This is a genomic window from Pseudomonas plecoglossicida NBRC 103162 = DSM 15088, from assembly GCF_000730665.1.
GTDB classification, from domain to species: Bacteria; Pseudomonadota; Gammaproteobacteria; order Pseudomonadales; family Pseudomonadaceae; genus Aquipseudomonas; species Aquipseudomonas plecoglossicida.
In genome coordinates, this window is record NZ_BBIV01000004.1 from 115,038 (window position 1) to 140,352 (window position 25,315).

Genomic DNA, 25,315 nt, shown 5'->3' on the forward strand with positions numbered 1-25,315 from the left:
CAGCGATTTGCAGAATTTAACGCCCGTGACGAGCGGGTGGAATGGTTGAAAAACTTTCCAAGAGGATTTTGAAATGGCAGCAATTACTGCAGCGCTGGTGAAAGAACTGCGCGAGCGTACCGGCGAAGGCATGATGGATTGCAAAAAGGCCCTGGAAAAGGCTGGCGGCGACATCGAAAAAGCCATTGACGACATGCGTGCCTCGGGCGCGATCAAGGCCGCCAAGAAGGCGGGCAACGTCGCTGCTGAAGGCGCTATCGCGGTCAAGACCGACGGTAAATCCGCCGTCCTGCTGGAAGTCAACTCGCAGACCGACTTCCTGGCCCTGCAAGACGACTTCAAGAACTTCGTCGCCGACAGCCTGGAAGAAGCCTTCGCCCAGAAGCTGACCGACGCAGCTCCGCTGATCGCCTCGCGTGAAGCAGCTCGTGAAGCCCTGGTTGCCAAGTGCGGCGAAAACGTCAACATCCGTCGCCTGGTGCGCGTTGAAGGCGACGTTGTCGGCGCCTACCTGCACGGCAACAAGATCGGTGCTGTCGTTGTCCTGAAAGGCGGCGACGTCGAGCTGGCCAAGAACATCGCCATGCACGTTGCCGCGTCGAACCCAGAGTTCCTGGACGCGTCGGAAATCTCCGCCGAGGCCATCGAGCGCGAGAAGAACGTCTTCCTGCAGCTGAACGCCGACAAGATCGCTGGCAAGCCGGAAAACATCGTTGAGAACATGATCAACGGCCGTATCACCAAGTTCAAGGCCGAAGCCTCGCTGAAAGAGCAAGCCTTCGTCATGAACCCGGAAGTCAAGGTTGGCGAGCTGGCCAAGAAAGCCGGTGCTGAAATCGTTTCCTTCACCTACTTCAAGGTTGGCGAAGGCATCGAGAAGCCAGTCGACGACTTCGCTGCTGAAGTTGCCGCTCAGGTAGCTGCTGCCAAGCAGTAAGACAGCCCCGTCTGTCGCCCCAAAGAGGCTGCCCGCTCACGCGCGCAGCCTCTTTGTCAAAGCGGGAGCGGTTTTCAAGGCCGTGCTCGCTGACGCAGTCGCTGCGTCACGTTAGAGTTACACGCAGGCTCAAGCAGCCCGCCAGAATTTTTTACAAACGCCGCAGGAGAGATTCGCAATGGCTCAGCAGGGCAGTGGTTATCAGGCTCGCTATAAACGCATTCTACTCAAACTTAGCGGCGAGGCCCTGATGGGCTCGGAAGAGTTCGGGATCGACCCCAAGGTCCTGGATCGCATGGCGCTGGAAGTCGGCCAACTGGTCGGCATCGGCGTTCAGGTAGGCTTGGTGATCGGTGGTGGCAACCTGTTCCGTGGTGCGGCGCTCAGTGCAGCCGGCATGGACCGTGTCACTGGCGACCACATGGGCATGCTGGCCACCGTGATGAATGCCCTGGCCATGCGCGATGCGCTGGAGCGGGCGAACATTACCGCCATCGTCATGTCAGCTATTTCCATGGTTGGCGTGACCGATCACTATGATCGCCGCAAAGCCATGCGTCACTTGAACGCCAAGGAAGTCGTAATCTTCGCTGCCGGTACCGGCAACCCGTTCTTCACTACCGACTCCGCCGCTTGCCTGCGCGCCATCGAAATCGATGCCGACGTGGTATTGAAGGCAACCAAGGTCGATGGTGTATACACTGCAGATCCGTTCAAGGACCCGCATGCCGAGAAGTTCGATCATCTGACCTACGATGAAGTGCTGGATCGCAAGCTGGGTGTCATGGACCTGACAGCAATCTGCCTGTGCCGAGACCACAAGATGCCGCTGCGCGTCTTCAACATGAACAAGCCCGGCGCCCTGCTGAACATCGTGCACGGCGGCGCGGAAGGAACCCTGATCGAGGAAGTTCAAAAATGATCAACGATATCAAGAAAGACGCCCAGGATCGCATGGGCAAGTCCATCGAGGCCCTGGCTCGCAACCTGGCGTCCATTCGCACCGGTCGTGCCCACCCGAGCATCCTGGACAGCGTCAAGGTCCCGGCCTGGGGTAGCGACATGCCGCTGAACCAGGTGGCTGCCATCACCGTCGAAGATGCCCGCACCCTGAAGATCGTCGCCCACGACAAGAACCTCAGCGCTGCCATCGAGAAGGCCATTCTGACTTCCGATCTCGGCCTGAACCCGTCCAGTGCCGGTACCACCATTCGCGTTCCGATGCCTGCCCTGACCGAAGAAACCCGCAAGGGCTACACCAAGCAGGCCAGCGGCGTTGCCGAAGATGCCAAGGTTGCCGTGCGCAACGTGCGCCGTGATGCGCTGGCGGACCTGAAGAAGCTGACCAAGGACAAGGAAATCAGCGAAGACGAAGAACGTCGCGCCGCTGACGAGATCCAGAAGCTGACCGACAAGTACGTCGCCGAAATCGACGCTGCGTTCAAAGCCAAGGAAAAGGACCTGTTGGCCGTCTAAGGCCGAGGTTTTTTAATGGAAAAGACCAAGCTGGCGACACCACTCTCGGTGCCGCGTCACGTCGCGATCATCATGGATGGCAACAATCGCTGGGCGAAGAAGCGCCTGTTGCCTGGCGTTGCCGGGCACAAGGCCGGCGTGGATGCCGTGCGTGCGGTCATCGAAGTCTGCGCCCAGTCCGGCGTCGAGGTGTTGACCCTGTTCGCGTTCTCCAGCGAGAACTGGCAGCGCCCGGCCGATGAGGTCGGGGCGTTGATGGAGCTGTTCTTCTCGGCGCTGCGTCGCGAGGCCAAGCGCCTCAACGAGAACAACATCAGCCTGCGCATCATCGGCGACCGTTCGCGCTTCCATCCAGAGCTGCAGGCCGCCATGCGCGAGGCTGAAGCGCTGACGGCGGGCAATAACCGCTTCATCCTGCAGATCGCCGCCAACTATGGCGGTCAGTGGGATATTGCCCAGGCCGCGCAGCGCCTGGCGCGGGAGGTTCAGGCCGGGCACCTGCGTCCGGACGACATCACCCCGGGGCTGCTGCAGACCTGTCTTGCAACCGGCGAACTGCCGTTGCCCGACCTGTGTATCCGCACCGGCGGCGAGCACCGCATCAGCAATTTCCTGCTGTGGCAGCTGGCTTATGCCGAACTGTACTTCTCCGACCTCTACTGGCCGGACTTCAAACACGAGGCCATGCGCAAAGCACTGGCCGATTTCGCTTCGCGCCAGCGCCGCTTTGGGAAGACCAGCGAGCAGGTCGAAGCTGGAGCTCGTGCTTAATGCTTAAACAACGCATCATTACTGCGCTGATCCTGCTGCCGATCGCGCTGGGTGGATTCTTCCTGCTAAACGGCGGGGACTTCGCCCTGTTCATCGGCTTCGTGGTGACCCTCGGTGCCTGGGAATGGGCGCGTCTGGCCGGGTTGATGGCCCAGCCGCTGCGCATTGCCTACGCTGCCGTGGTCGCCGGAGCGCTGATGCTGCTCTACCTGATGCCGGACCTCGCGCCCTGGGTGCTAGGGGCTGCGGTGATCTGGTGGGCGCTGGCCACCTGGCTGGTACTGACCTATCCGCGAACCAGCGAGCTGTGGGCCAGCGCCGCCTGCCGGCTGCTGATCGGCCTGCTGATCCTGCTGCCGGCCTGGCAGGGGTTGGTGCTGCTCAAGCACTGGCAGCTGGGCAACTGGCTGATCCTGTCGGTCATGGTGCTGGTGTGGGCTGCCGATATCGGCGCCTACTTCTCGGGGCGGGCTTTCGGCAAGCGCAAACTGGCGCCGCTGGTCAGTCCGGGCAAGAGCTGGGAAGGCGTGTACGGCGGCCTGGCGGTGAGCCTGGTCATTACCCTGGTGGTCGGCATCAGCCGAGACTGGGGCATTGGCCAGATTCTGCTGGGGCTGGTGGGTACGGCGCTGGTGGTCATGGTCTCGGTGGTCGGTGACCTGACCGAGAGCATGTTCAAGCGCCGTTCCGGCATCAAGGACAGCAGCAACTTGTTGCCGGGCCACGGCGGCGTGCTGGATCGCATCGACAGCCTGACCGCAGCCATCCCGATCTTCGCCGTGCTGTTGTGGGCTGCCGAATGGGGTGTGATGTGAGTGCGGTGCAGCGCATTACCGTACTGGGGGCGACCGGGTCGATCGGCCTGAACACCCTCGATGTGATCGCGCGTCACCCCGAGCGTTACCAGGTGCACGCCTTGAGCGGTTACTCGCGTATCGACGAGTTGCTGGCCCTGTGCGTGCGCCATCGCCCGGTTCATGCCGTGGTGCCCAATGCCGAAGCGGCCAGGCGGCTGCGCGAAGGTCTTGCGGCGGCCGGCTGTGCCACCGAGGTGCTCGAAGGCGAAGCAGGGCTTTGCGAAGTGGCTGCTGCGCCCCAGGTGGACGCGGTGATGGCCGCTATCGTCGGTGCTGCGGGCCTGCGCCCGACCTTGGCGGCCGTGCAGGCTGGCAAGAAAGTGCTGCTGGCCAACAAGGAAGCGCTGGTGATGTCCGGCGCGCTGTTCATGGATGCCGTGCGCCAGAGCGGCGCCGTGCTGCTGCCGATCGACAGCGAGCACAACGCGATCTTCCAGTGTCTACCGGGGGACTACAGCCGTGGCTTGAGTCAGGTCGGCGTGCGCCGCATCCTGTTGACCGCCTCGGGCGGGCCGTTCCGCGAAACGCCCCAAGCTGCGCTGGCCGATGTCACGCCGGAGCAGGCTTGTGCGCATCCGAACTGGTCCATGGGGCGCAAGATTTCCGTGGATTCGGCAAGCATGATGAACAAGGGGTTGGAGCTGATCGAGGCCTGCTGGCTGTTCGATGCGGCGCCGGCCAAGGTCGAGGTCGTGGTGCACCCGCAGAGCGTGATCCACTCGCTGGTCGACTATGTCGACGGTTCGGTGTTGGCCCAGCTGGGTAATCCGGACATGCGCACGCCGATCGCCAACGCGCTGGCCTGGCCAGAGCGGATCGATTCGGGGGTCGCACCGCTGGACCTGTTCGCCATCGCTCGCCTGGACTTCCAGGCGCCCGACGAGCAGCGCTTCCCGTGCCTGCGTCTGGCTCGGCAGGCCGCCGAGGCGGGCAATAGCGCTCCGGCGGTGCTCAATGCCGCCAACGAGATCGCGGTCGAGGCATTTCTCCAGCGGCGTATCCGCTTCCCGGAGATCGCGGGTATGATCGAACAGGTGCTCGATCAGGAACCTGTGGTGCCGCTACCCTCGCTGGATGCGGTGTTCGCCGCCGACCAGCGCGCCCGCGAGCTGTCTCGCGAGTGGCTGCGACGCCACGGTCGTTGAGGCCCGTCCCAGGGTTGGGCTGAACGTCATTCGGAGATAGACATGACTGCGCTCTACATGATTATCGGCACCCTGGTGGCCCTGGGTGTACTGGTCACTTTCCACGAATTCGGTCACTTCTGGGTCGCTCGCCGCTGCGGCGTCAAGGTGCTGCGCTTCTCCGTGGGCTTCGGTACGCCGCTGCTGCGCTGGCATGATCGTCAGGGCACCGAGTTCGTGGTGGCGGCAATTCCCCTGGGCGGCTACGTGAAAATGCTCGATGAGCGCGAAGGCGAAGTGCCGCCAGCGCAGCTCGATCAGGCGTTCAATCGCAAGTCGGTGCACCAGAGAATCGCCATCGTTGCAGCAGGTCCGATTGCCAACTTCCTGCTGGCCATCGTGTTCTTCTGGCTGCTGGCCATGATGGGCTCCCAGCAGATTCGCCCGGTGATCGGGGCGGTCGAGCCGGGTAGCCTGGCGGCATCGGCAGGGCTGATGGCCGGACAGGAAATCGTCTCCGTCGACGGCGAACCGACCAGTGGTTGGTCTGCGGTCAACCTGCAGCTGGTTCGCCGCCTGGGTGAAAGCGGAACCCTGCAGGTGGGGGTGCGTGACGAAGGTGCCGGCGCCGACCGCCAGCTGCAGGTGAAGCTGGACAACTGGCTCAAGGGCGCCGATGAGCCCGACCCCATTCAGTCGCTCGGGTTGCGCCCTTGGCGCCCGGCCCTGGAGCCCGTGCTGGCCGAGATCGACCCCAAGGGGCCGGCAGCAGCGGCCGGTCTGAAAACCGGCGATACATTATTGGCCATCGATGGTGTGGCGCTGAATGACTGGCAGCAGGTGGTCGACAACGTTCGCGCCCGCCCGCAGGCCCAGGTCGTGGTCCGTGTCGAGCGCGACGGCGCCGCCCTGGAGGTGCCGGTTACCCTGGGCCGCAAGGGCGAGGGCAAGGCTTCCGGTGGCTATCTGGGAGCGGGTGTCAAAGGTGCCGAATGGCCAGCCAACATGCTCCGCGAGGTCAGCTACGGCCCCCTGGAAGCCGTGGGCGAGGGCCTGTCGCGCACCTGGAGCATGAGCGTACTGACCCTCGAATCGCTGAAGAAAATGCTGTTCGGGGAGCTGTCGGTAAAAAACTTGAGCGGACCGATAACCATTGCTAAAGTGGCGGGCGCTTCAGCCCAGTCCGGCGTGGGGGATTTCCTGAATTTCCTGGCCTACCTGAGCATAAGCCTGGGGGTTCTTAACCTGCTGCCCATTCCAGTGCTGGATGGGGGGCATTTGCTGTTTTACCTGGTCGAGTGGGCGCGCGGTCGTCCGCTTTCGGATCGGGTACAAGGTTGGGGGGTCCAGATCGGTATCAGTTTGGTCTTGGGGGTGATGTTGCTCGCCCTGATCAACGATCTGGGTCGACTATAAAGCTTCGCATTGCGAACCTGCCGCCATTTTGCGGCGGGTTGTTTATTGCCAGTTGGAATAAAAGGACTTCATGAAACGTCTGCTGCTAACTGCGGTCCTCTCCGCATTGATGATCGCTGAAGTTCACGCCGAGTCCTTCACCATCTCCGATATTCGCGTCAATGGCCTGCAGCGGGTATCCGCCGGCAGCGTCTTTGGTGCCTTGCCGCTCAACGTCGGCGACCAGGCCGATGATCGCCGCCTGGTGGAATCGACCCGCTCGCTGTTCAAGACCGGCTTCTTCCAGGACATCCAGCTGAACCGCGACGGCAATGTCCTGATCATCAACGTGGTCGAGCGTCCGTCGGTATCGAGCATCGAAATCGAAGGCAACAAGGCGATCAGCACCGAAGACCTGATGAAGGGCCTGAAGCAATCGGGCCTGGCCGAAGGCGAGATCTTCCAGCGTGCCACCCTCGAAGGCGTGCGTAACGAACTGCAGCGCCAGTACGTGGCCCAGGGCCGCTACTCGGCCGAGGTCGACGCCGAAGTGGTGCCGCAGCCGCGCAACCGCGTTGCCTTGAAGATCAAGATCAACGAAGGCACCGTCGCCGCCATCCAGCACATCAACATCGTCGGCAACACCGTGTTCGACGATGAAGAGCTGGCGCAGCTGTTCGAGCTGAAGACCACCAACTGGCTGTCGTTCTTCAAGAACGACGACAAGTACGCCCGCGAGAAGCTCTCCGGTGACCTGGAGCGCCTGCGTTCCTACTACCTGGACCGCGGCTACATCAACATGGACATCGCCTCCACCCAGGTGTCTATCACCCCGGACAAGAAGCACGTCTACATCACCGTCAACGTCAACGAGGGCGAGAAGTACACCGTCCGTGACGTGAAGCTCTCCGGTGACCTCAAGGTGCCGGAAGACCAGGTCAAGTCGCTGCTGCTGGTTCAGCCAGGCCAGGTATTCTCGCGCAAGGTGATGACCACCACCTCCGAGCTGATCACCCGCCGCCTGGGCAACGAAGGCTACACCTTCGCCAACGTCAACGGCGTGCCACAGCCGAACGAGCAGGACCACACGGTCGATATCATGTTCGTGGTCGATCCGGGCAAGCGTGCCTACGTCAACCGTATCAACTACCGCGGCAACACCAAGACCGAAGACGAAGTGCTGCGCCGTGAAATGCGCCAGATGGAGGGTGGCTGGGCTTCGACCTACCTGATCGACCAGTCCAAGACCCGCCTCGAGCGCCTGGGCTTCTTCAAGGAAGTCAACGTCGAGACGCCGGCAGTGCCAGGTACCGACGACCAGGTCGACGTCAACTACAGCGTCGAAGAGCAGGCGTCCGGCTCGATCACCGCCAGTGTCGGCTTCGCCCAGAGCGCCGGCCTGATCCTCGGTGGTTCGATCAGCCAGACCAACTTCCTGGGTACCGGTAACAAGGTGTCCATCGGCCTGACCCGTTCCGAATACCAGACCCGCTACAACTTCGGCTTCGTTGACCCCTACTTCACTGCCGACGGCGTGAGCCTGGGCTACAACGCCTTCTACCGCAGCACCGACTACGACGACCTCGACGTCGACGTGGCCAGCTATGCGGTCGACAGCTACGGTGCAGGTATCAGCCTGGGCTACCCGATCAGCGAGACTTCGCGCCTCACCTACGGCCTGAGCGTGCAGAAAGACGAGATCAAGACCGGCCAGTACACCGTCGACGAGATCTTCGACTTCCTCAAGGAGGAGGGTGACAGTTTCACCAACTTCAAGGCCTCGGTCGGCTGGTCCGAATCGACCCTGAACAAAGGCGTGCTGGCGACCCGTGGTCATTCCCAGAGCCTGACCCTGGAATCGACCATTCCTGGCAGTGACCTGTCGTTCTACAAGCTCGACTACCGCGGCCAGCTGTTCAAGCCGATCACCAACAACTACACCCTGCGCCTGCACACTGAACTCGGCTATGGTGATGGTTACGGTGGTACTTCCGGCCTGCCGTTCTACGAGAACTACTTCGCGGGTGGTTTCAACTCTGTCCGTGGCTTCAAGGACAGCAGCCTTGGCCCGCGCAGTACGCCAAGTACCGGCAAGAACCCGGGCACCTTGCCTGATCCGGACCAGGATCCGCTGCCGTTCGGTGGCAACGTGCTGGTGCAGGGTGGTGTCGAGCTGCTGTTCCCGTTGCCGTTCGTCAAGGACCAGCGTTCGCTGCGCACCTCCGTGTTCTGGGACGTGGGTAACGTGTTCGACAGCAACTGTGGTAACCAGCCGGATTGCGAAAAGGTCAGCTTCTCGGGCATGGCCAGTTCGGTCGGCCTGGGTGTTACCTGGATCACGGCCCTGGGCCCGTTGAGCTTCAGCCTGGCAATGCCGGTGAAGAAGCCGGACGATGCCGATACCCAGGTGTTCCAATTCTCTCTGGGCCAGACCTTCTAAGGTCGGCCCTTGCTTAACGACAACGGTTTATCCAGGAGTGCATCGTGCGTAAGTTGACTCAACTGGCCGTAGTGGCCGCGGCGCTGGTCGCCACCCCGGCTTTCGCCGAAATGAAGGTTGCCGTCCTGAACTATCAGATGGCCCTGCTCGAATCCGATGCCGCCAAGAAGTACGCGGTCGATGCCGAGAAGAAGTTCGGCCCGCAGTTGACCAAGCTGAAAAGCCTGGAAAGCAGCGCCAAAGGCATCCAGGATCGTTTGATCAAGGGTGGCGACAAGATGGCACAGCCGGAGCGTGAACGCCTGGAGCTCGAGTTCAAGCAAAAGGCCCGTGACTTCCAGTTCCAGTCCAAGGAGCTGAACGAAGCCAAGGCCGTTGCCGATCGCGACATGCTCAAGCAGCTGAAGCCGAAGCTTGACGGCGCCGTCGAGGAAGTGATCAAGAAGGGTGGCTTCGACCTGGTACTCGAGCGTGGCGCGGTCATCGATGTCAAACCTCAGTACGACATCACCCGCCAGGTCATCGAGCGCATGAACCAAGCCCGTTGATATGACCGTGACCATGACGCTCGGCCAGCTGGCCGAGGCCCTCGGGGCCACACTCCAGGGCCCCGAGGCGCTGCAGATTACCGGCCTGGCCACCTTGCAAGAGGCTGGCCCCGGTCAATTGAGCTTCCTGGCCAACCCGCAATACCGCAAGTACCTGGACAACAACCAGGCCGCTGCGGTGTTGCTCAAGGCTGCGGACGCCGAAGGTTATGCCGGCAATGCCCTGATCGTGCCCGATCCGTACCTGGCTTACGCACGCATCTCCCACCTGTTCGATCCCAAGCCCAAGGCTGAGGCGGGTATTCATCCCAGCGCCGTGGTTGCCGGGGATGCCCAGGTGGACCCCAGTGCCAGCATCGGACCGTTCGTGGTCATCGAGAGCGGTGCGCGGGTGGCTGCCAACGTCAGCATCGGTGCGCATTGCGTGATCGGCGCCCGCTGCGTGATCGGCGAAGGTGGCTGGCTGGCACCGCGGGTCACGCTGTATCACGACGTGACCATCGGCAAGCGTGTGGTCATCCAGTCTGGCGCGGTGATCGGTGGCGAGGGCTTCGGCTTTGCCAACGAGAAGGGTGTATGGCGCAAGATCGCCCAGATCGGCGGCGTCAGCATCGGTGACGACGTGGAAATCGGCGTCAATACCGCGGTAGACCGCGGCGCGCTGTCCGACACGCGGATCGCCGACGGGGTCAAGCTCGACAACCAGATCCAGATCGCCCACAACGTGCAGATCGGCGAACACACCGCCATGGCCGCCTGCGTCGGCATTTCCGGCAGCACGCGCATCGGCAAGCACTGCACCATCGCCGGTGGCGTCGGCATGGTTGGTCATATCGATGTGTGCGACAACGTATTCGTTTCCGGGATGACCATGGTGACCCGTTCGATCACCGAACCGGGTGCCTATTCTTCCGGCACTGCCATGCAGCCACTGGCTGACTGGCGCAAGAGCGCCGCGCGTATCCGGCAGTTGGACGACATGTCCAAACGTCTCCAGCAGCTGGAAAAACGTGTCGATACCGTGACCTCAGGTGGCCAGCCGACATCAGAAGGCTGATACCATTTCCTGAGCAAGAGTGAACAGTCGCTAGCTGGCTCCTCTTTGGATTTGCAAAAGGAGCGTGTGGTCAGCACCTGCGCTCCCTATTCTTATTACAGGCTTCCCCCCGAAATGATGGACATCAACGAGATTCGCGAATACCTGCCTCACCGTTACCCGTTCCTGCTGGTGGATCGCGTGACGGATCTGGACTTCGAGGCCCAGAGCATTCGTGCCTACAAGAATGTCAGCATCAACGAGCCGTTCTTCAATGGCCATTTCCCGGCGCACCCGATCATGCCGGGCGTTTTGATCATCGAGGCGATGGCGCAGGCGGCCGGTATCCTGGGTTTCAAGATGCTCGATGCCAAGCCGGCCGATGGCACCCTGTACTACTTCGTCGGCTCCGACAAGTTGCGTTTTCGCCAGCCGGTGTTGCCGGGTGACCAGCTCGTGCTGGAAGCGAAGTTCCTCAGCCGCAAGAGCATGATCTGGAAGTTCGAATGCCGCGCCCTGGTCGACGGCAAGCCGGTCTGCTCGGCTGAAATCACCTGCGCGGAACGCTCCCTATGAGTTCGATTGATCCGCGGGCGATCATCGACCCCTCGGCCAAGCTGGCTGCAGGCGTCGAGGTTGGCCCGTGGTCGATTGTCGGTCCTGACGTCGAAATCGACGAGGGCACAGTCATTGGCCCTCACGTGGTGCTCAAGGGCCCCACGAAGATCGGCAAGCACAACCGTATCTACCAGTTTTCCTCGATCGGCGAAGACACCCCGGACCTCAAGTACAAGGGTGAACCGACGCGACTGGTCATCGGCGATCACAACGTGATCCGCGAGGGTGTGACCATCCACCGTGGTACGGTCCAGGACCGCTACGAAACCACCCTGGGTGACCACAACCTGATCATGGCCTATGCCCACATCGGCCATGACAGCGTGATCGGCAACCACTGCATCCTGGTCAACAACACGGCGTTGGCTGGCCATGTGCATGTCGGTGATTGGGCGATCCTGTCCGGTTTCACCCTGGTGCACCAGTACTGCCACATTGGCGCGCATGCGTTTTCCGGCATGGGCACGGCGATCGGCAAGGACGTGCCCGCGTTCGTCACCGTGTTCGGCAGCCCGGCGGAAGCCCGCAGCATGAACTTCGAAGGCATGCGTCGCCGCGGTTTCAGCGATGATGTCATCCATGCCCTGCGTCGCTCCTACAAGATCGTCTACCGCCAGGGCCTGACCGTCGAAGATGCGATCAAGGAACTGGAAGAACTGGCGGACAAACACCCCGAGGTCGATCTGTTCCGTCAGTCGATCGTGAATTCCGCTCGCGGCATCACTCGCTGACATGGCGCAGCTATGCGTAGCCCTGGTTGCAGGTGAGGCCAGCGGCGATATTCTTGGTTCCGGTCTGATGCGCGCCCTCAAGGCGCGCCATCCCGATGTGCGATTCATCGGCGTCGGCGGCCCGCTGATGGAGGCCGAAGGCCTGCAGTCGTACTTCCCCATGGAGCGTCTGGCGGTCATGGGCCTGGTCGAAGTGCTCGGGCGCCTGCGCGAGCTGCTCAAGCGGCGCAAGGCACTCATCCAGACACTGATCGCTGAAAAGCCCGACGTGTTCATCGGCATCGACGCGCCGGATTTCACCCTCAATATCGAATTGAAACTGCGCCAGGTCGGTATCAAGACCGTGCACTACGTCAGCCCGTCGGTCTGGGCCTGGCGGCAGAAGCGCGTGCTGAAGATCCATGAGGGTTGCGACCTGATGCTGACCTTGCTGCCTTTCGAAGCGCGCTTCTATGAAGAGCAGGGCGTGCCGGTGCGCTTCGTTGGCCACCCACTGGCCGATACCATCCCGCTGGATGCCGACCGTCAGGCAGCGCGCCAGGCGCTGGGCTTGACCGAGGGGCCGCTGGTGGCGTTGATGCCCGGTAGCCGTGGCGGTGAGGTCGGGCGTCTGGGGGTATTGTTCCTCGATACGGCCCAGCGGCTGCGCGAACAGGTGCCGGGTGTGCGTTTCGTGCTGCCCTGCGCCAATGCAGCGCGGCGCGAGCAGGTCGAGCAGATGCTGGTGGGCCGCGACCTGCCGCTGACCTTGCTCGATGGCCAGTCGCACCAGGCCCTGGCCGCCTGTGATGCAGTGCTGATCGCCTCCGGTACTGCCACCCTCGAAGCGCTGCTGTACAAGCGCCCGATGGTCGTGGCTTATCGCCTTGCCCCGCTGACCTACTGGATACTCAAGCGTCTGGTAAAAAGCCCCTACGTGTCGCTGCCGAACCTGCTTGCCCAGCGCGCGCTGGTGCCCGAGCTGCTGCAGGATGCCGCGACCAGCGAAGCCCTTGCCCAGGCCTTGGCGCCGCTGGTCGTCGATGGCAGCCAGCAGACCGAGCGCTTCGACGAAATTCACCGTACCTTGCGCCGCGACGCCTCCAATCAGGCGGCCGACGCGGTGCTGGCTTTGCTCGAGACCCGCTGACATGCAGATTGGACTGGATTTCAACCTGGTCGAAGACCTTGTCGCCGGCGTCGATGAAGTAGGGCGTGGCCCGTTGTGCGGCGCTGTGGTCACGGCGGCGGTGATCCTCGACCCGAGCCGGCCGATTCTTGGCCTGAACGATTCGAAGAAACTCACCGAAGCCAAGCGCGAAGCGCTGTTCGACGAGATCTGTGAAAAAGCCCTGAGCTTCTGCATCGCCCGCGCCGAGGTGGAGGAAATCGACCGCCTGAACATCCTGCAGGCCACCATGCTCGCCATGCAGCGTGCGGTGGAAGGCCTGCATGTCACGCCAAAGCTCGCGCTGATCGATGGTAACCGTTGCCCCAAGCTGTCGGTGCCGGCTGCGCCGGTGGTGAAAGGGGATAGCCAGGTACCGGCTATCGCCGCCGCGTCGATTCTGGCCAAGGTCACCCGCGACCGGGAGATGAGCGCGTTCGAGCTGATCTACCCAGGCTACGGGATGGGTGGGCACAAGGGGTATCCGACGCCGGTGCACCTTGAGGCCTTGGCGCGGCTTGGGCCGACGCCCATTCATCGGCGATCCTTTGCGCCAGTGCGGGCGGCCTGGGAAGCCCGTGAGGGCGTTACCGATTCCCTGATCTAGTGGGGGGGCGCTGCGCGGCCCCAATCGAACCCCGCATTTACGCTACAATCCCGCCCTTGTCGTTCAGCACTGCTACAGGATCATCCATGTCGGTTCCCTTCGTTCACCTGCGCGTCCATTCCGAATTCTCGCTGGTCGACGGCCTGGTGCGGATCAAGCCGCTGGCCAAGGCGCTGGCGGGGATGAACATGCCGGCGGTGGCGATCACCGACCAGAGCAACATGTGCTCGCTGGTGAAGTTCTACAAGACCGCCATGGGCGCCGGGATCAAGCCGATCTGCGGTGCCGACCTGTGGCTGGCGGGTGCCGACCCCGAAGCGCCGCTGTCGCGCATCTGCTTCCTGGCCATGGACCCCAAGGGCTACCGCAACCTCACCGAGCTGATTTCGCGGGGCTGGACCGACGGCCAGCGCAATGGCCTGGTCATCCTCCAGCGTGACTGGATCGCTCTGGCCAGCGAAGGCCTGATTGCCCTGTCCGCAGGTAAGGAAGGCGATATCGGCATGGCCCTGATGGCCGGTAGGAACGCTGAAGCCGAGGCGCTGCTGGGCGACTGGATGGGCATGTTCCCCGAGCGCTTCTACGTCGAAGTCCAGCGCACCAACCGCGCCGGTGACGAAGAGTACGTCCATGCCGCCGTGGCCTTGGCCGACAAGCTCGGCGCGCCATTGGTGGCGACCAACGATGTGCGTTTCATCAAGCAGTCCGACTTCGATGCCCACGAAACCCGCGTCTGCATCGGCGAAGGCTGGACCCTCGACGACCCGCGCCGCCCGCGTGGCTACAGCGACCAGCAATACCTGAAGTCGGCCGAAGAGATGGCCGAGCTGTTCAGCGACCTGCCCGACGCCATCGCCAACACCGTCGAGATCGCCAAGCGCTGCAACATCCAGGTGCAGCTGGGCAAGTACTTTCTGCCCGACTTCCCTACGCCCAACGGCATGGGCATCGACGACTACCTGCGTCATGTGTCCCACGAAGGCCTGGAAGAGCGCCTGGCGGTGCTCTGGCCGAAGGAGACCACGCCCGATTACGAAGAGAAGCGCCAGGTCTACCTGGACCGCCTGAAGTTCGAGCTGGATATCATCATCCAGATGGGCTTCCCCGGTTACTTCCTGATCGTCATGGACTTCATCAAGTGGGCCAAGAACAACGATGTGCCGGTTGGCCCCGGCCGGGGTTCGGGCGCGGGTTCCCTGGTAGCCTACGTGCTGAAGATCACCGACCTCGACCCGCTGGCCTACGACCTGCTGTTCGAACGTTTCCTCAACCCTGAACGTGTTTCCATGCCCGACTTCGACGTCGACTTCTGCATGGATGGCCGTGACCGGGTCATCGACTACGTGGCCGAAGCCTATGGCCGCAATGCGGTCAGCCAGATCATCACCTTCGGTACCATGGCCGCCAAGGCAGTGGTGCGCGACGTGGCACGGGTGCAGGGCAAGTCCTACGGCCTGGCCGACCGCTTGTCGAAGATGATTCCGTTCGAAGTGGGCATGACCCTGGAGAAGGCCTTCGAGCAGGAAGAGATCCTGCGCGACTTCCTCAAGGGTGACGAAGACGCCCGCGAAATCTGGGACATGGCGCTCAAGCTCGAAGGTGTCACCCGCGGTACCGGCAAGCACGCCGGTGGTGTGGTCATCGCCCCGACCAAGCTCACCGACTTCTCGCCGATCGCCTGTGACGAAGAGGGTGGCGGACTGGTGACCCAGTTCGACAAGGATGATGTGGAAGCGGCTGGCCTGGTGAAGTTCGACTTCCTCGGCCTGCGTACCCTGACCATCATCAAGTGGGCGATGGAGATCATCAACCGCGAGCAGGCCAAGAAAGACCTGCCCGACCTCAATATCGACTTCATTCCGCTGGACGACCGCAAGACCTACGAGCTGCTGCAGAAGGCCGAGACCACGGCGGTGTTCCAGCTCGAATCGCGCGGCATGAAGGAGCTGATCAAGAAGCTCAAGCCCGACTGCCTGGAAGACCTTATCGCACTGGTGGCGCTGTTCCGCCCGGGCCCGCTGCAATCGGGCATGGTGGACGACTTCATCAACCGCAAGCACGGCCGCGCCGAGCTGGCCTACCCGCACTCGGACTACCAGTACGAAGGCCTCAAGCCGGTGCTGGCACCGACCTACGGCATCATCCTGTACCAGGAACAGGTGATGCAGATCGCCCAGGTGATGGCCGGCTATACGCTCGGCGGCGCCGACATGCTGCGCCGTGCGATGGGCAAGAAAAAGCCCGAGGAAATGGCCAAGCAGCGCGGCGGTTTCATCGAGGGTTGCGTCGCCAACAACATCGAAGCGGATCTTGCGGGCAACATCTTCGACCTGGTGGAGAAATTCGCAGGTTACGGCTTCAACAAATCCCACTCCGCCGCCTATGGCCTGGTGTCGTACCAGACTGCCTGGCTGAAGACCCACCACCCGGCACCCTTCATGGCCGCCGTGCTGTCGGCGGACATGCACAACACCGACAAGGTCGTGGTCCTGGTTGAGGAAGTGCGCAGCATGAAGCTGCGCCTCGACGCGCCGGATGTGAACTTCTCCGACTTCAAGTTCACCGTCAACAACGATGGCCGCATCGTGTATGGCCTGGGTGCGATCAAGGGCGTCGGCGAAGGGCCTGTGGAAGCGATCGTCGAGGCGCGCGCCCAGGGCGGTCCGTTCAAGGACCTGTTCGACTTCTGCGACCGCATCGACCTCAAACGGGTCAACAAGCGTACCCTCGACGCACTGATCCGCAGCGGTGCACTGGACCGCCTGGCCCCGCACTTCCATGACGAGATCAAGGCCTACCAGGCCAATATCGACCTCAACCGTGCGACCTTGCTGTCGGCACTGGGCGAAGCCATCAAGGCCGCCGAGCAGGCAGCCCACACCGCCGACAGTGGCCACGTCGACCTGTTCGGCAGCATGTTCGACGAGGTGGATGTCGACGTCTACGCCAATCACCGCAAGGTGCGCGAGCTGACCCTCAAGGAACGCCTGAAGGGCGAGAAGGACACCCTGGGCCTCTATCTCACCGGTCACCCGATCGACGAGTACGAGACCGAGATCCGCCGCTTCGCCCGCCAGCGCATCATCGACCTCAAGCCGTCGCGCGAGACCCAGACCATTGCCGGGATGATCATTGCCCTGCGGGTAATGAAGAACAAGAAGGGCGACAAGATGGGCTTCGTCACCCTCGACGACCGCTCCGGACGCATCGAGGCCTCACTGTTCGCCGATGCCTTCATGGCGGCCCAGTCCTTGCTGCAGACCGACGCCATGATCGTGGTGGAAGGGGAGGTCAGCAACGACGATTTCTCCGGTGGCCTGCGCCTGCGCGTGAAGCAGGTCATGACCATGGAAGACGCCCGCACCAAGCTGGCCGAGAGCCTGCGCCTGAAAGTGGCACACGAAGCACTCAAGGGCGACCGCCTGAAATGGCTGGGCGAGCTGATCACCCGCCATCGCGGCGCCTGCCCGATCACGCTCGAATACACGGGCAGCGATGCCAAGGCCATGCTGCAGTTTGGCGACCAGTGGTCGATCGACCCAGCCGATGGCCTGATTCAGGCGCTGCGTGACCAGTTCGGGCGTGAGAACGTCTTCCTGCAATATCGTTGAACCGACGAAATTTAATCTCGACCTGAATGCGCCCGATCCCTTAAGGTAGGGCGCCAAACGGATCAACCGGCCGGCCGCCTGGCCGTAGACCCAAGACGGATGACTATGAACCCGAATTTTCTCGATTTCGAACAGCCGATTGCCGACCTGCAAGCCAAGATCGAAGGGCTGCGCCTGGTGGGCAACGACAACTCGCTGAACATCAGCGATGAAATTGCCCGTCTGCAAGACAAGAGCAACACCCTGACCGAAAGCATCTTCGGCAACCTGACCAGCTGGCAGATCGCCCGCCTGGCCCGTCACCCACGTCGTCCCTACACCCTGGACTACCTGGAGCACATCTTCACCGAATTCGAAGAGCTGCACGGCGACCGCCACTTCTCCGACGACGCCGCCATCGTCGGCGGTACCGCGCGCCTGGATGGCAAACCGGTAATGGTCATCGGCCACCAGAAGGGCCGTGAAGTGCGCGAGAAGGTTCGCCGCAACTTCGGCATGCCACGCCCCGAAGGCTACCGCAAGGCCTGCCGTCTGATGGAGATGGCCGAGCGCTTCAAGATGCCGATCCTGACCTTCATCGACACCCCGGGCGCCTACCCGGGCATCGATGCCGAAGAGCGCAACCAGAGCGAGGCGATCGCCTGGAACCTGCGTGTCATGGCGCGCCTGAAGACCCCGATCATCGCTACCGTGATCGGTGAAGGTGGCTCCGGCGGTGCGCTGGCCATCGGCGTGTGCGACCAGCTGAACATGCTGCAGTACTCCACCTACTCGGTGATCTCGCCGGAAGGTTGCGCCTCGATCCTGTGGAAGACCGCCGACCGTGCGGCCGACGCAGCCGAAGCGATGGGTGTGACTGCCGAGCGCCTGAAGAGCCTGAACATCGTCGACAAGGTCATCCCGGAACCGCTGGGCGGCGCCCACCGCGATCCGGCCAAGATGTCCGAGAGCATTCGGGCCGACCTGGTTCAGCAGCTGGACATGCTCGGCAAGTTCGACAACGACGCGCTGCTGGCCCGTCGTTACGAGCGCCTGATGAGCTACGGCGTCTGATCGATCCTGGGGGGCCGCTCTGCGGCCCCATCGCCGGCAAGCCGGCTCCCACAGGATTTGGCGTGGGAGCCGGCTTGCCGGCGATGTGGCGCAAGGCGCCCCCAGTATTGCGAATGATGTGAGGCCCCCATGATCAACCTCACCCCCTGGCTCAATGCCCCCGCCTGGCACATCGCCTTCTCCGGCGGCCTCGATTCCACCGTCCTTCTGCACCTGCTGGCCGATCACGCCCGCCGCCACGCCACGCCCCCCCTGCACGCCATCCACATCCATCACGGCCTGCAACCTGCCGCCGATACCTGGCCAGCCCACTGCGAGGCGGTCTGCGAGCACCTGGGCATCGAACTCAGCGTCGTCCACGTCCAGGTCGCTCCTGGCGCCAGCCTCGAACAGGCGGCCCGCGATGCGCGCTATGCGGCATTTGAGCGCATCCTCGGCCCTGGTGACGTGCTGTTCACCGGCCAGCACCGCGAAGACCAGGCTGAAACACTGCTCTTTCGTCTGCTGCGCGGCGCCGGCCTGCGTGGTCTGGCCGGGATGCCTTTGCAGCGTCCGCTGGGGCAGGGCAGCCTGGCCAGGCCGCTATTGATGTGTTCACGCCAGCAATTGCATGACCATGCAAAAGCCCATGGGCTGATCTGGGTCGACGACCCTTCCAACAGCGACTCGGCCTTCGCCCGCAATTTCCTGCGCAACGACGTGATGCCGCTGCTGCAGCAACGTTGGCCTCAGGCCAGCCAGAACCTTGCCCGGTGTGCCGGGCACCTGGGCGAGGCGCAGGGGCTGCTCGACGAGTTGGCGCAAGCGGACCTCGCAACGGCCGGGGACGGCGCTGCCACTGCCTGGTCCGGGCTGGATTCCCTCGACCTTGCAACGCTTGTCGCCTTGTCGCCTGCCCGTCAACGCAATGCACTGCAGTATTGGCTGGGCGCGCGAACCCGTTTGCCGGATACCCGCCACTGGTCCGGATGGGTGGACCTGCGCGATGCTGCAGTCGATGCCCAGCCCGTTTGGCAGCTGACCGACGGCACCCTGGTGCGCAGCCACGGCCGGATCTGGTGGTTGAGCGGCGACTGGTTGCAGCCTGTTGCCGGTCAGTGGCGCTGGGATCGGTCCGACTCTCCTTTGTCGTTGCCCGGCAACGGCCGCGTTCATCTGCAGGGGCATGCCCCTGGCAGCCTGCATGTCGCCTACCGCCAGGGCGGCGAGGTCCTGGACGTTCCAGGCCGCGGCAGACGCGACCTCAAGCGCCTGCTCAACGAGCTGCAGGTGCCGTACTTCCTGCGCCCGCGCTTGCCGTTGCTGTACTGCGGCGAACGTTTGCTGGCAGTGGCCAACCTGCCTGAGCTCGGGCAGGCGAATTGCCAGGTGCACTGGCAGCTGCCGACGAACGCGCAAGGTTTGAGCTGAAGGGTACATTCCGGTAGACTACCCTCCCTTCTTGATACAACTTCTGTGGCTTCCTCGGAAACACGGCAGTTGCCGATTACCACGCAGTTTTTTGCTGGGCTGATTCTGGAAATGACGAGCGAGCTCCATGCCGGGGATACCCCTGGTCTGTACAGACGCGGCAGTTTTTCGAGATGCACTGTGATTGACGCAGGTGATCGGGGGCTTCGGCCTTCCTTCGCTTTCTCCGGCGGCGCTGGCCGCCTTAACGCAGACTTCTAGGGTTTTTCATGACGCGCTACATATTCGTCACGGGCGGTGTTGTTTCTTCATTGGGGAAAGGCATTGCCTCGGCTTCCCTGGCGGCCATCCTGGAAGCGCGGGGGCTCAAGGTCACCATGCTCAAGCTGGATCCGTACATCAACGTCGATCCTGGCACCATGAGTCCGTTCCAGCACGGTGAAGTGTTCGTCACCCACGACGGCGCCGAGACCGACCTCGACCTGGGTCACTACGAGCGGTTCATCCGCACCACCATGACCCAGAACAACAACTTCACCACCGGCCGCATCTACGAGCACGTGCTGCGCAAGGAGCGTCGTGGTGATTACCTGGGTGCGACCATCCAGGTCATCCCGCACATCACCGACGAAATCAAGCGTCGCATCATCAAGGGCGCCGGCGATGCCGACGTGGCCCTGGTGGAAATCGGCGGTACCGTGGGTGACATCGAGTCGCAGCCGTTCCTCGAGGCGATTCGCCAACTGCGCGTCGAAGTGGGCTCCAAGCGCGCCATGCTGATGCACCTGACCCTGGTTCCGTACATCGCCACCGCTGGCGAGACCAAGACCAAGCCGACCCAGCACTCGGTCAAGGAACTGCGTTCCATCGGCCTGCAGCCTGACGTGCTGATCTGCCGCTCCGACCACCCGGTCGATGCCTCGTCGCGCCGCAAGATCGCGTTGTTCACCAACGTCGAAGAGCGCGCGGTCATTTCGCTGGAAGACGTCGACACCATCTACAAGATTCCTGGCGTACTGCACGCCCAGGGCCTGGACGACTTCGTCGTCGAGCGCTTCGGCCTGCAGTGCAATGGCGCCGATCTGTCCGAGTGGGACAAGGTGGTCGATGCCAAGCTCAACCCTGAGCACGAAGTGACCATTGCCATGGTCGGCAAGTACATGGAGCTGCTGGACGCGTACAAGTCGCTGATCGAAGCGATGAGCCACGCCGGCATCACCAACCGCACCAAGGTCAACCTGCGCTACATCGATTCCGAAGACATCGAGAACCAGGGCACCAGCCTGCTGGAAGGCGCCGACGCCATCCTGGTACCGGGCGGTTTCGGCCTGCGTGGCGTGGAAGGCAAGATCACCGCGGTGCAATACGCCCGTGAGAACAAGGTGCCGTACCTGGGTATCTGCCTGGGCATGCAGGTTGCCGTGATCGAGTTCGCCCGTAACGTGATGGGCTGGAAAGACGCCAACTCCACCGAGTTCGACCGCAACAGCGGCCACCCGGTCGTCGGCCTGATCACCGAGTGGGCCGATGCCACCGGTGCCGTCGAGACGCGTACCGAAGCCTCCGACCTGGGTGGCACCATGCGCCTGGGCGCACAGGACTGCCAGCTGTCGGCCGGTTCCAAGGTTCATGACTGCTACGGCAAGGACGTGATCACCGAGCGTCACCGCCACCGCTACGAAGTGAACAACAACCTGCTGCCACAACTGGTCGACGCCGGCCTGGTGGTTTCCGGTCGTTCCGAAGACGGCGCGCTGGTCGAAGTGGTCGAGTCCAAGGACCACCCATGGTTCGTCGCCTGCCAGTTCCACCCGGAGTTCACCTCGACTCCACGTGATGGCCACCCGCTGTTCAGCGGCTTCGTCAAGGCCGCCCTGGCCCAGAAGAACAAGGCCTGAGCCAAGGCTTTGTGAGTTTTCCGACGGTATAAACCGCGCAAAGCTCATTTCTCGGGTAAAGTACCGCCCGTTCTGCCCCTGACCTGCCGGTCAGGGGCTGCTTCTGCCAGGCCTGCCTGCTGCATATCCGCCTGGCACAAGGCAAGAATTTCCTAAAGCTGCGTTGTTTTCGTCAATTCTGGAGTGCTTACAACAATGGCAAAAATCGTCGACATCAAAGGTCGTGAAGTTCTCGATTCGCGTGGCAACCCCACCGTGGAAGCCGATGTACTGCTCGACAACGGCATCATCGGCAGCGCTTGCGCGCCGTCCGGTGCTTCCACCGGCTCGCGCGAAGCGCTCGAGCTGCGTGATGGCGACAAGAGCCGTTACCTGGGCAAGGGCGTGCTGAAGGCAGTTGCCAACATCAACGGCCCGATCCGTGACCTGCTGCTGGGCAAGGATCCTTCCGACCAGAAAGCCCTGGACCGCGCCATGATCGAACTGGACGGTACCGAGAACAAGGCCAAGCTGGGCGCCAACGCCATCCTGGCCGTGTCCCTGGCTGCCGCCAAGGCCGCTGCCCAGGATCAGGACCTGCCGCTGTACGCGCACATCGCCAACCTCAATGGCACCCCTGGCCAGTACTCGATGCCGGTTCCGATGATGAACATCATCAACGGTGGCGAGCACGCCGACAACAACGTCGACATCCAGGAGTTCATGGTGCAGCCGGTTGGCGCCAAGACCTTCTCCGACGGCCTGCGCATGGGCACCGAAATCTTCCATCACCTCAAAGCCGTGCTCAAGGCCCGTGGCCTGAACACCGCAGTGGGTGACGAAGGTGGCTTCGCACCGAACCTGGCTTCCAACGAAGACGCCCTGGGCGCCATCGCCGAAGCCGTCGAAAAAGCCGGCTACAAGCTGGGCACCGACGTGACCCTGGCCCTGGACTGCGCGGCTTCCGAATTCTACGAAGACGGCAAGTACAACCTGTCCGGTGAAGGCAAGTCGTTCGACGCCGAAGGCTTCGCCGACTACCTGAAAGGCCTGACCGAGCGCTTCCCGATCATCTCGATCGAAGACGGCCTGGACGAGTCCGACTGGGCTGGCTGGAAGATCCTGACCGACAAGATCGGTGAAAAGGTGCAGCTGGTCGGTGACGACCTGTTCGTGACCAACACCAAGATCCTCAAGGAAGGCATCGAGAAGGGCATCGGTAACTCGATCCTGATCAAGTTCAACCAGATCGGCTCGCTGACCGAAACCCTGGAAGCCATCCAGATGGCCAAGGCTGCCGGCTACACCGCGGTGATCTCGCACCGTTCCGGTGAAACCGAAGACTCGACCATTGCCGACCTGGCCGTGGGTACTGCTGCTGGCCAGATCAAGACTGGCTCGCTGTGCCGTTCCGACCGCGTTTCCAAGTACAACCAGCTGCTGCGCATCGAAGAGCAACTGGGCGCCAAAGCGGTTTACCGTGGTCGTGCCGAGTTTCGCGGCTAAGCAAGAGATGGTAAAAAGACAGCAGCCGAGGCTGTCGGAACTTTCGAACTGAAATTTCCGACGCTTCAAGCGGGTTTCTGTCGAACGAAGCCTGGCCTCGGCCAGGCTTCGTGCTATTTGAGACCTGCCCCGGTGAGGCGGTCTTTTTAACCTGGATACCTTGATGCGCAGTCCCTATTGGTTGTTCCTGCTCCTGCTTCTGCTGCTCGGTGGCCTGCAGTACCGCCTCTGGGTGGGCAATGGCAGCCTGGCGCAAGTGGCAGAGCTCAAGCAGCAGATCGACGAGCAGCACGCCGAGAACGAGCGGCTGCTGGAGCGTAACCGCGTGCTCGACGCCGAGGTGCTGGAGCTGAAGAAAGGTATGGAGACCGTGGAAGAACGGGCTCGTCATGAATTGGGAATGGTCAAAGAGGGTGAAACCCTCTTCCAGCTGCCGCAAAAATGAATGAAACGCTACCGGCCTTCTGGGCTGTGATTCCCGCCGCGGGTGTAGGTGCCCGCATGGCTGCCGACCGCCCCAAGCAATACCTGGAGTTGGCCGGGCAGACGATTCTCGAGCACAGCCTCGACTGTTTTCTTGGCCATCCCACGCTCAAGGGCCTGGTGGTCAGCATTGCTGAAGACGACCCTTATTGGCCGGGCCTGCGCTGCGCCAGCGATCCACGCATCCAGCGTGCCTCGGGTGGTCGTGAGCGCGCCGATTCGGTGTTGAATGCCTTGCTGCTGCTGCATGCCCAGGGCGCAGCGGACAGCGACTGGGTGCTGGTTCACGATGCGGCGCGGCCGAACCTGGCGCGCACGGATCTTGACCGTTTGTTGTCGGAACTGGCTGACGATTCGGTGGGCGGTCTCTTGGCAGTGCCTGCCCGCGATACGCTCAAGCGTGCCGATGCCAAGGGGCGTGTCAGCGCCACCGTGGATCGCAGCACCATCTGGCAGGCCTATACGCCACAGATGTTCCGCCTGGGTGCCTTGCACCGGGCCCTGGCCGAGTGCCTGGTGTCCGATGTGGTGGTGACCGACGAGGCCTCTGCCATCGAATGGTCCGGGCAGGCGCCGCGGTTGATCGAAGGGCGCAGCGACAATATCAAGGTGACCCGGCCGGAAGACCTGGAGTGGCTGCGCCAGCGTTGGGCTGGGCGTCGTTGACGTTGCCGGGCCCGCGAAGCGGACCCGGCAGATCATCAGCCCCCCGATACTCCGGCAACCCCGCCAGCCCTTCCTTCAGATAATCCACCAGCCGCCGCACCTTGGGCGACAGGTGCCGTTGCTGCGGATACAACGCCCACACCGCCGTGTTCGGCGGCTGATGCCCCTCCAGCAGCGAGACCAGTGCACCGCTGTTCAGATGCTCGAGGACGTAGTAGTCCGGCAACTGGCACAGCCCCATCCCCTGCAACGCCGCATCCAATACGGCCTGCCCGCTGTTGCAACGCCAGTTGCCCTGCACCCGCTGGCTGATCTCACGGCCATCCTGCTGCAGTGCCCACAGGTCGGAGCTCCCCACCAGGCAGTTGTGCCTGGCCAACTCCGACAGGCTGTGTGGCCGGCCATATCGCTCCAGGTATGCAGGCGAGGCGCACAGGTACATGCGCCGCGGCGCCAGGCGGGTAGCCACCAGCCGGGAGTCGGCGAGCCGTCCCAGGCGGATGGCCAGGTCCATGCCTTCGTGCAGCAGGTCCAGGGTGCGGTTGCTCAGTTCCACCTCGACCCGCAGTTGCGGATACAGCGCCATGAAGCGAGTCACCAAGGGCACGATGAAGCGCTCGCCGTAGGCCACGGCGCAGGTCATGCGCAGCAGCCCCTTCGGTTCGCTGGCCAGGTCGCCCATGGCACGCAGAGCCTCCTCACGACCATCCTGCAGGCGCTGGCAATGTTGCAGGAAGGTCTGCCCGGCTTCACTCAGCGTCACGCGACGGGTACTGCGGTACAGCAATCGCGTCTGCAGGCGCTCTTCCAGGCGAGCGATCTGCCGGCTGATATGCGAGGACGACACACCCAGGCGCTCGGCCGCCGCCGTGAACTGGCCGGACTCGGCCACGGCGACGAACTCGTCGATCCCTTCCCAGCGACTGCTCATTGATTATCCCTGCAGGGCAATAATGTTTTGTCTTGGCCAGGATTATTCATCAAATCAGCATGAATTACACTGCAGGACTGAATCAAACCCC

At 62.7% G+C, this 25,315-nt stretch carries 22 protein-coding genes; 21 read left to right on the forward strand and 1 reads right to left on the reverse strand.

Annotated features, from left to right (window positions below; translation table 11 throughout):
• Positions 1-73: 73 nt before the first annotated feature.
• From tsf to ispD, 21 genes are all read left to right on the forward strand, one after another.
• Positions 74-937, forward strand: coding sequence for a translation elongation factor Ts (gene tsf / locus PPL01S_RS02355; RefSeq protein WP_016392311.1), 864 nt, complete (start codon positions 74-76; stop codon positions 935-937).
• Positions 938-1,115: 178 nt separating this feature from the next.
• Positions 1,116-1,859, forward strand: a complete 744-nt coding sequence (gene pyrH, locus PPL01S_RS02360) for a UMP kinase (protein WP_016392310.1) — start codon at positions 1,116-1,118, stop codon at positions 1,857-1,859.
• Positions 1,856-2,413 carry a ribosome recycling factor gene (gene frr / locus PPL01S_RS02365; protein WP_016392309.1) on the forward strand — a complete coding sequence of 186 codons (558 nt, stop codon included), beginning with the start codon at positions 1,856-1,858 and terminating at the stop codon, positions 2,411-2,413. Before pyrH ends, frr begins: the two co-directional genes overlap by 4 nt.
• A gap of 15 nt (positions 2,414-2,428) precedes the next feature.
• Entirely contained in the window at positions 2,429-3,184 is a 756-nt protein-coding gene (gene uppS, locus PPL01S_RS02370) for a polyprenyl diphosphate synthase (protein ID WP_028625232.1), read from the forward strand.
• Positions 3,184-3,999, forward strand: coding sequence for a phosphatidate cytidylyltransferase (locus PPL01S_RS02375; RefSeq protein WP_028625233.1), 816 nt, complete (start codon positions 3,184-3,186; stop codon positions 3,997-3,999). The genes uppS and PPL01S_RS02375 overlap by 1 nt, the downstream gene beginning before the upstream one ends.
• Positions 3,996-5,186 (forward strand): 1-deoxy-D-xylulose-5-phosphate reductoisomerase, encoded by a 1,191-nt coding sequence (ispC, locus tag PPL01S_RS02380; protein ID WP_016392306.1) that lies wholly within the window; start codon positions 3,996-3,998, stop codon positions 5,184-5,186. The genes PPL01S_RS02375 and ispC overlap by 4 nt, the downstream gene beginning before the upstream one ends.
• A 42-nt stretch (positions 5,187-5,228) precedes the next feature.
• Positions 5,229-6,581: an RIP metalloprotease RseP gene (rseP, locus tag PPL01S_RS02385; protein ID WP_016392305.1), complete on the forward strand. Its 1,353-nt coding sequence runs from the start codon at positions 5,229-5,231 to the stop codon at positions 6,579-6,581.
• A gap of 70 nt (positions 6,582-6,651) precedes the next feature.
• Positions 6,652-9,000, forward strand: coding sequence for an outer membrane protein assembly factor BamA (bamA, locus tag PPL01S_RS02390; protein WP_016392304.1), 2,349 nt, complete (start codon positions 6,652-6,654; stop codon positions 8,998-9,000).
• Between the two features lie 44 nt (positions 9,001-9,044).
• Positions 9,045-9,548 (forward strand): OmpH/Skp family outer membrane protein, encoded by a 504-nt coding sequence (locus PPL01S_RS02395; RefSeq protein WP_016392303.1) that lies wholly within the window; start codon positions 9,045-9,047, stop codon positions 9,546-9,548.
• Between the two features lies 1 nt (position 9,549).
• Positions 9,550-10,605 (forward strand): UDP-3-O-(3-hydroxymyristoyl)glucosamine N-acyltransferase, encoded by a 1,056-nt coding sequence (lpxD, locus tag PPL01S_RS02400; protein WP_028625234.1) that lies wholly within the window; start codon positions 9,550-9,552, stop codon positions 10,603-10,605.
• A 114-nt stretch (positions 10,606-10,719) separates the two neighbouring features.
• Positions 10,720-11,160, forward strand: a complete 441-nt coding sequence (fabZ, locus tag PPL01S_RS02405) for a 3-hydroxyacyl-ACP dehydratase FabZ (RefSeq protein ID WP_003252314.1) — start codon at positions 10,720-10,722, stop codon at positions 11,158-11,160.
• The gene (gene lpxA, locus PPL01S_RS02410) at positions 11,157-11,933 is read left to right on the forward strand and encodes an acyl-ACP--UDP-N-acetylglucosamine O-acyltransferase (protein ID WP_028625235.1); all 777 of its coding nucleotides are present in this window, start codon (positions 11,157-11,159) and stop codon (positions 11,931-11,933) included. Before fabZ ends, lpxA begins: the two co-directional genes overlap by 4 nt.
• Position 11,934: 1 nt before the next feature.
• On the forward strand, positions 11,935-13,062 hold the full coding sequence (lpxB, locus tag PPL01S_RS02415) for a lipid-A-disaccharide synthase (protein ID WP_028625236.1): 1,128 nt from the start codon (positions 11,935-11,937) through the stop codon (positions 13,060-13,062).
• A 1-nt stretch (position 13,063) separates the two neighbouring features.
• On the forward strand, positions 13,064-13,687 hold the full coding sequence (gene rnhB, locus PPL01S_RS02420; protein ID WP_016392298.1) for a ribonuclease HII: 624 nt from the start codon (positions 13,064-13,066) through the stop codon (positions 13,685-13,687).
• 86 nt (positions 13,688-13,773) lie between these two features.
• Positions 13,774-17,298 carry a DNA polymerase III subunit alpha gene (gene dnaE / locus PPL01S_RS02425; RefSeq protein WP_028625237.1) on the forward strand — a complete coding sequence of 1,175 codons (3,525 nt, stop codon included), beginning with the start codon at positions 13,774-13,776 and terminating at the stop codon, positions 17,296-17,298.
• Between the two features lie 105 nt (positions 17,299-17,403).
• Positions 17,404-18,351, forward strand: coding sequence for an acetyl-CoA carboxylase carboxyltransferase subunit alpha (locus PPL01S_RS02430; RefSeq protein WP_028625238.1), 948 nt, complete (start codon positions 17,404-17,406; stop codon positions 18,349-18,351).
• A 129-nt stretch (positions 18,352-18,480) separates the two neighbouring features.
• A complete protein-coding gene (gene tilS, locus PPL01S_RS02435) occupies positions 18,481-19,761 on the forward strand; it encodes a tRNA lysidine(34) synthetase TilS (RefSeq protein ID WP_028625239.1) in 1,281 nt (426 codons plus the stop codon).
• 269 nt (positions 19,762-20,030) lie between these two features.
• Positions 20,031-21,659, forward strand: coding sequence for a CTP synthase (gene pyrG, locus PPL01S_RS02440; protein ID WP_016392294.1), 1,629 nt, complete (start codon positions 20,031-20,033; stop codon positions 21,657-21,659).
• Positions 21,660-21,854: 195 nt separating this feature from the next.
• The gene (gene eno, locus PPL01S_RS02445; RefSeq protein WP_003252333.1) at positions 21,855-23,144 is read left to right on the forward strand and encodes a phosphopyruvate hydratase; all 1,290 of its coding nucleotides are present in this window, start codon (positions 21,855-21,857) and stop codon (positions 23,142-23,144) included.
• Positions 23,145-23,307: 163 nt separating this feature from the next.
• Positions 23,308-23,589, forward strand: coding sequence for a cell division protein FtsB (gene ftsB / locus PPL01S_RS02450; protein ID WP_016392293.1), 282 nt, complete (start codon positions 23,308-23,310; stop codon positions 23,587-23,589).
• Entirely contained in the window at positions 23,586-24,293 is a 708-nt protein-coding gene (gene ispD / locus PPL01S_RS02455) for a 2-C-methyl-D-erythritol 4-phosphate cytidylyltransferase (protein WP_016392292.1), read from the forward strand. Before ftsB ends, ispD begins: the two co-directional genes overlap by 4 nt.
• On the opposite strand, the gene PPL01S_RS02460 is transcribed toward ispD, so the two are convergent.
• On the reverse strand, positions 24,232-25,224 hold the full coding sequence (locus PPL01S_RS02460) for a LysR substrate-binding domain-containing protein (protein ID WP_016392291.1): 993 nt from the start codon (positions 25,222-25,224) through the stop codon (positions 24,232-24,234). The two genes, ispD and PPL01S_RS02460, sit on opposite strands and share 62 nt — an antisense overlap.
• Positions 25,225-25,315 lie beyond the last annotated feature (91 nt).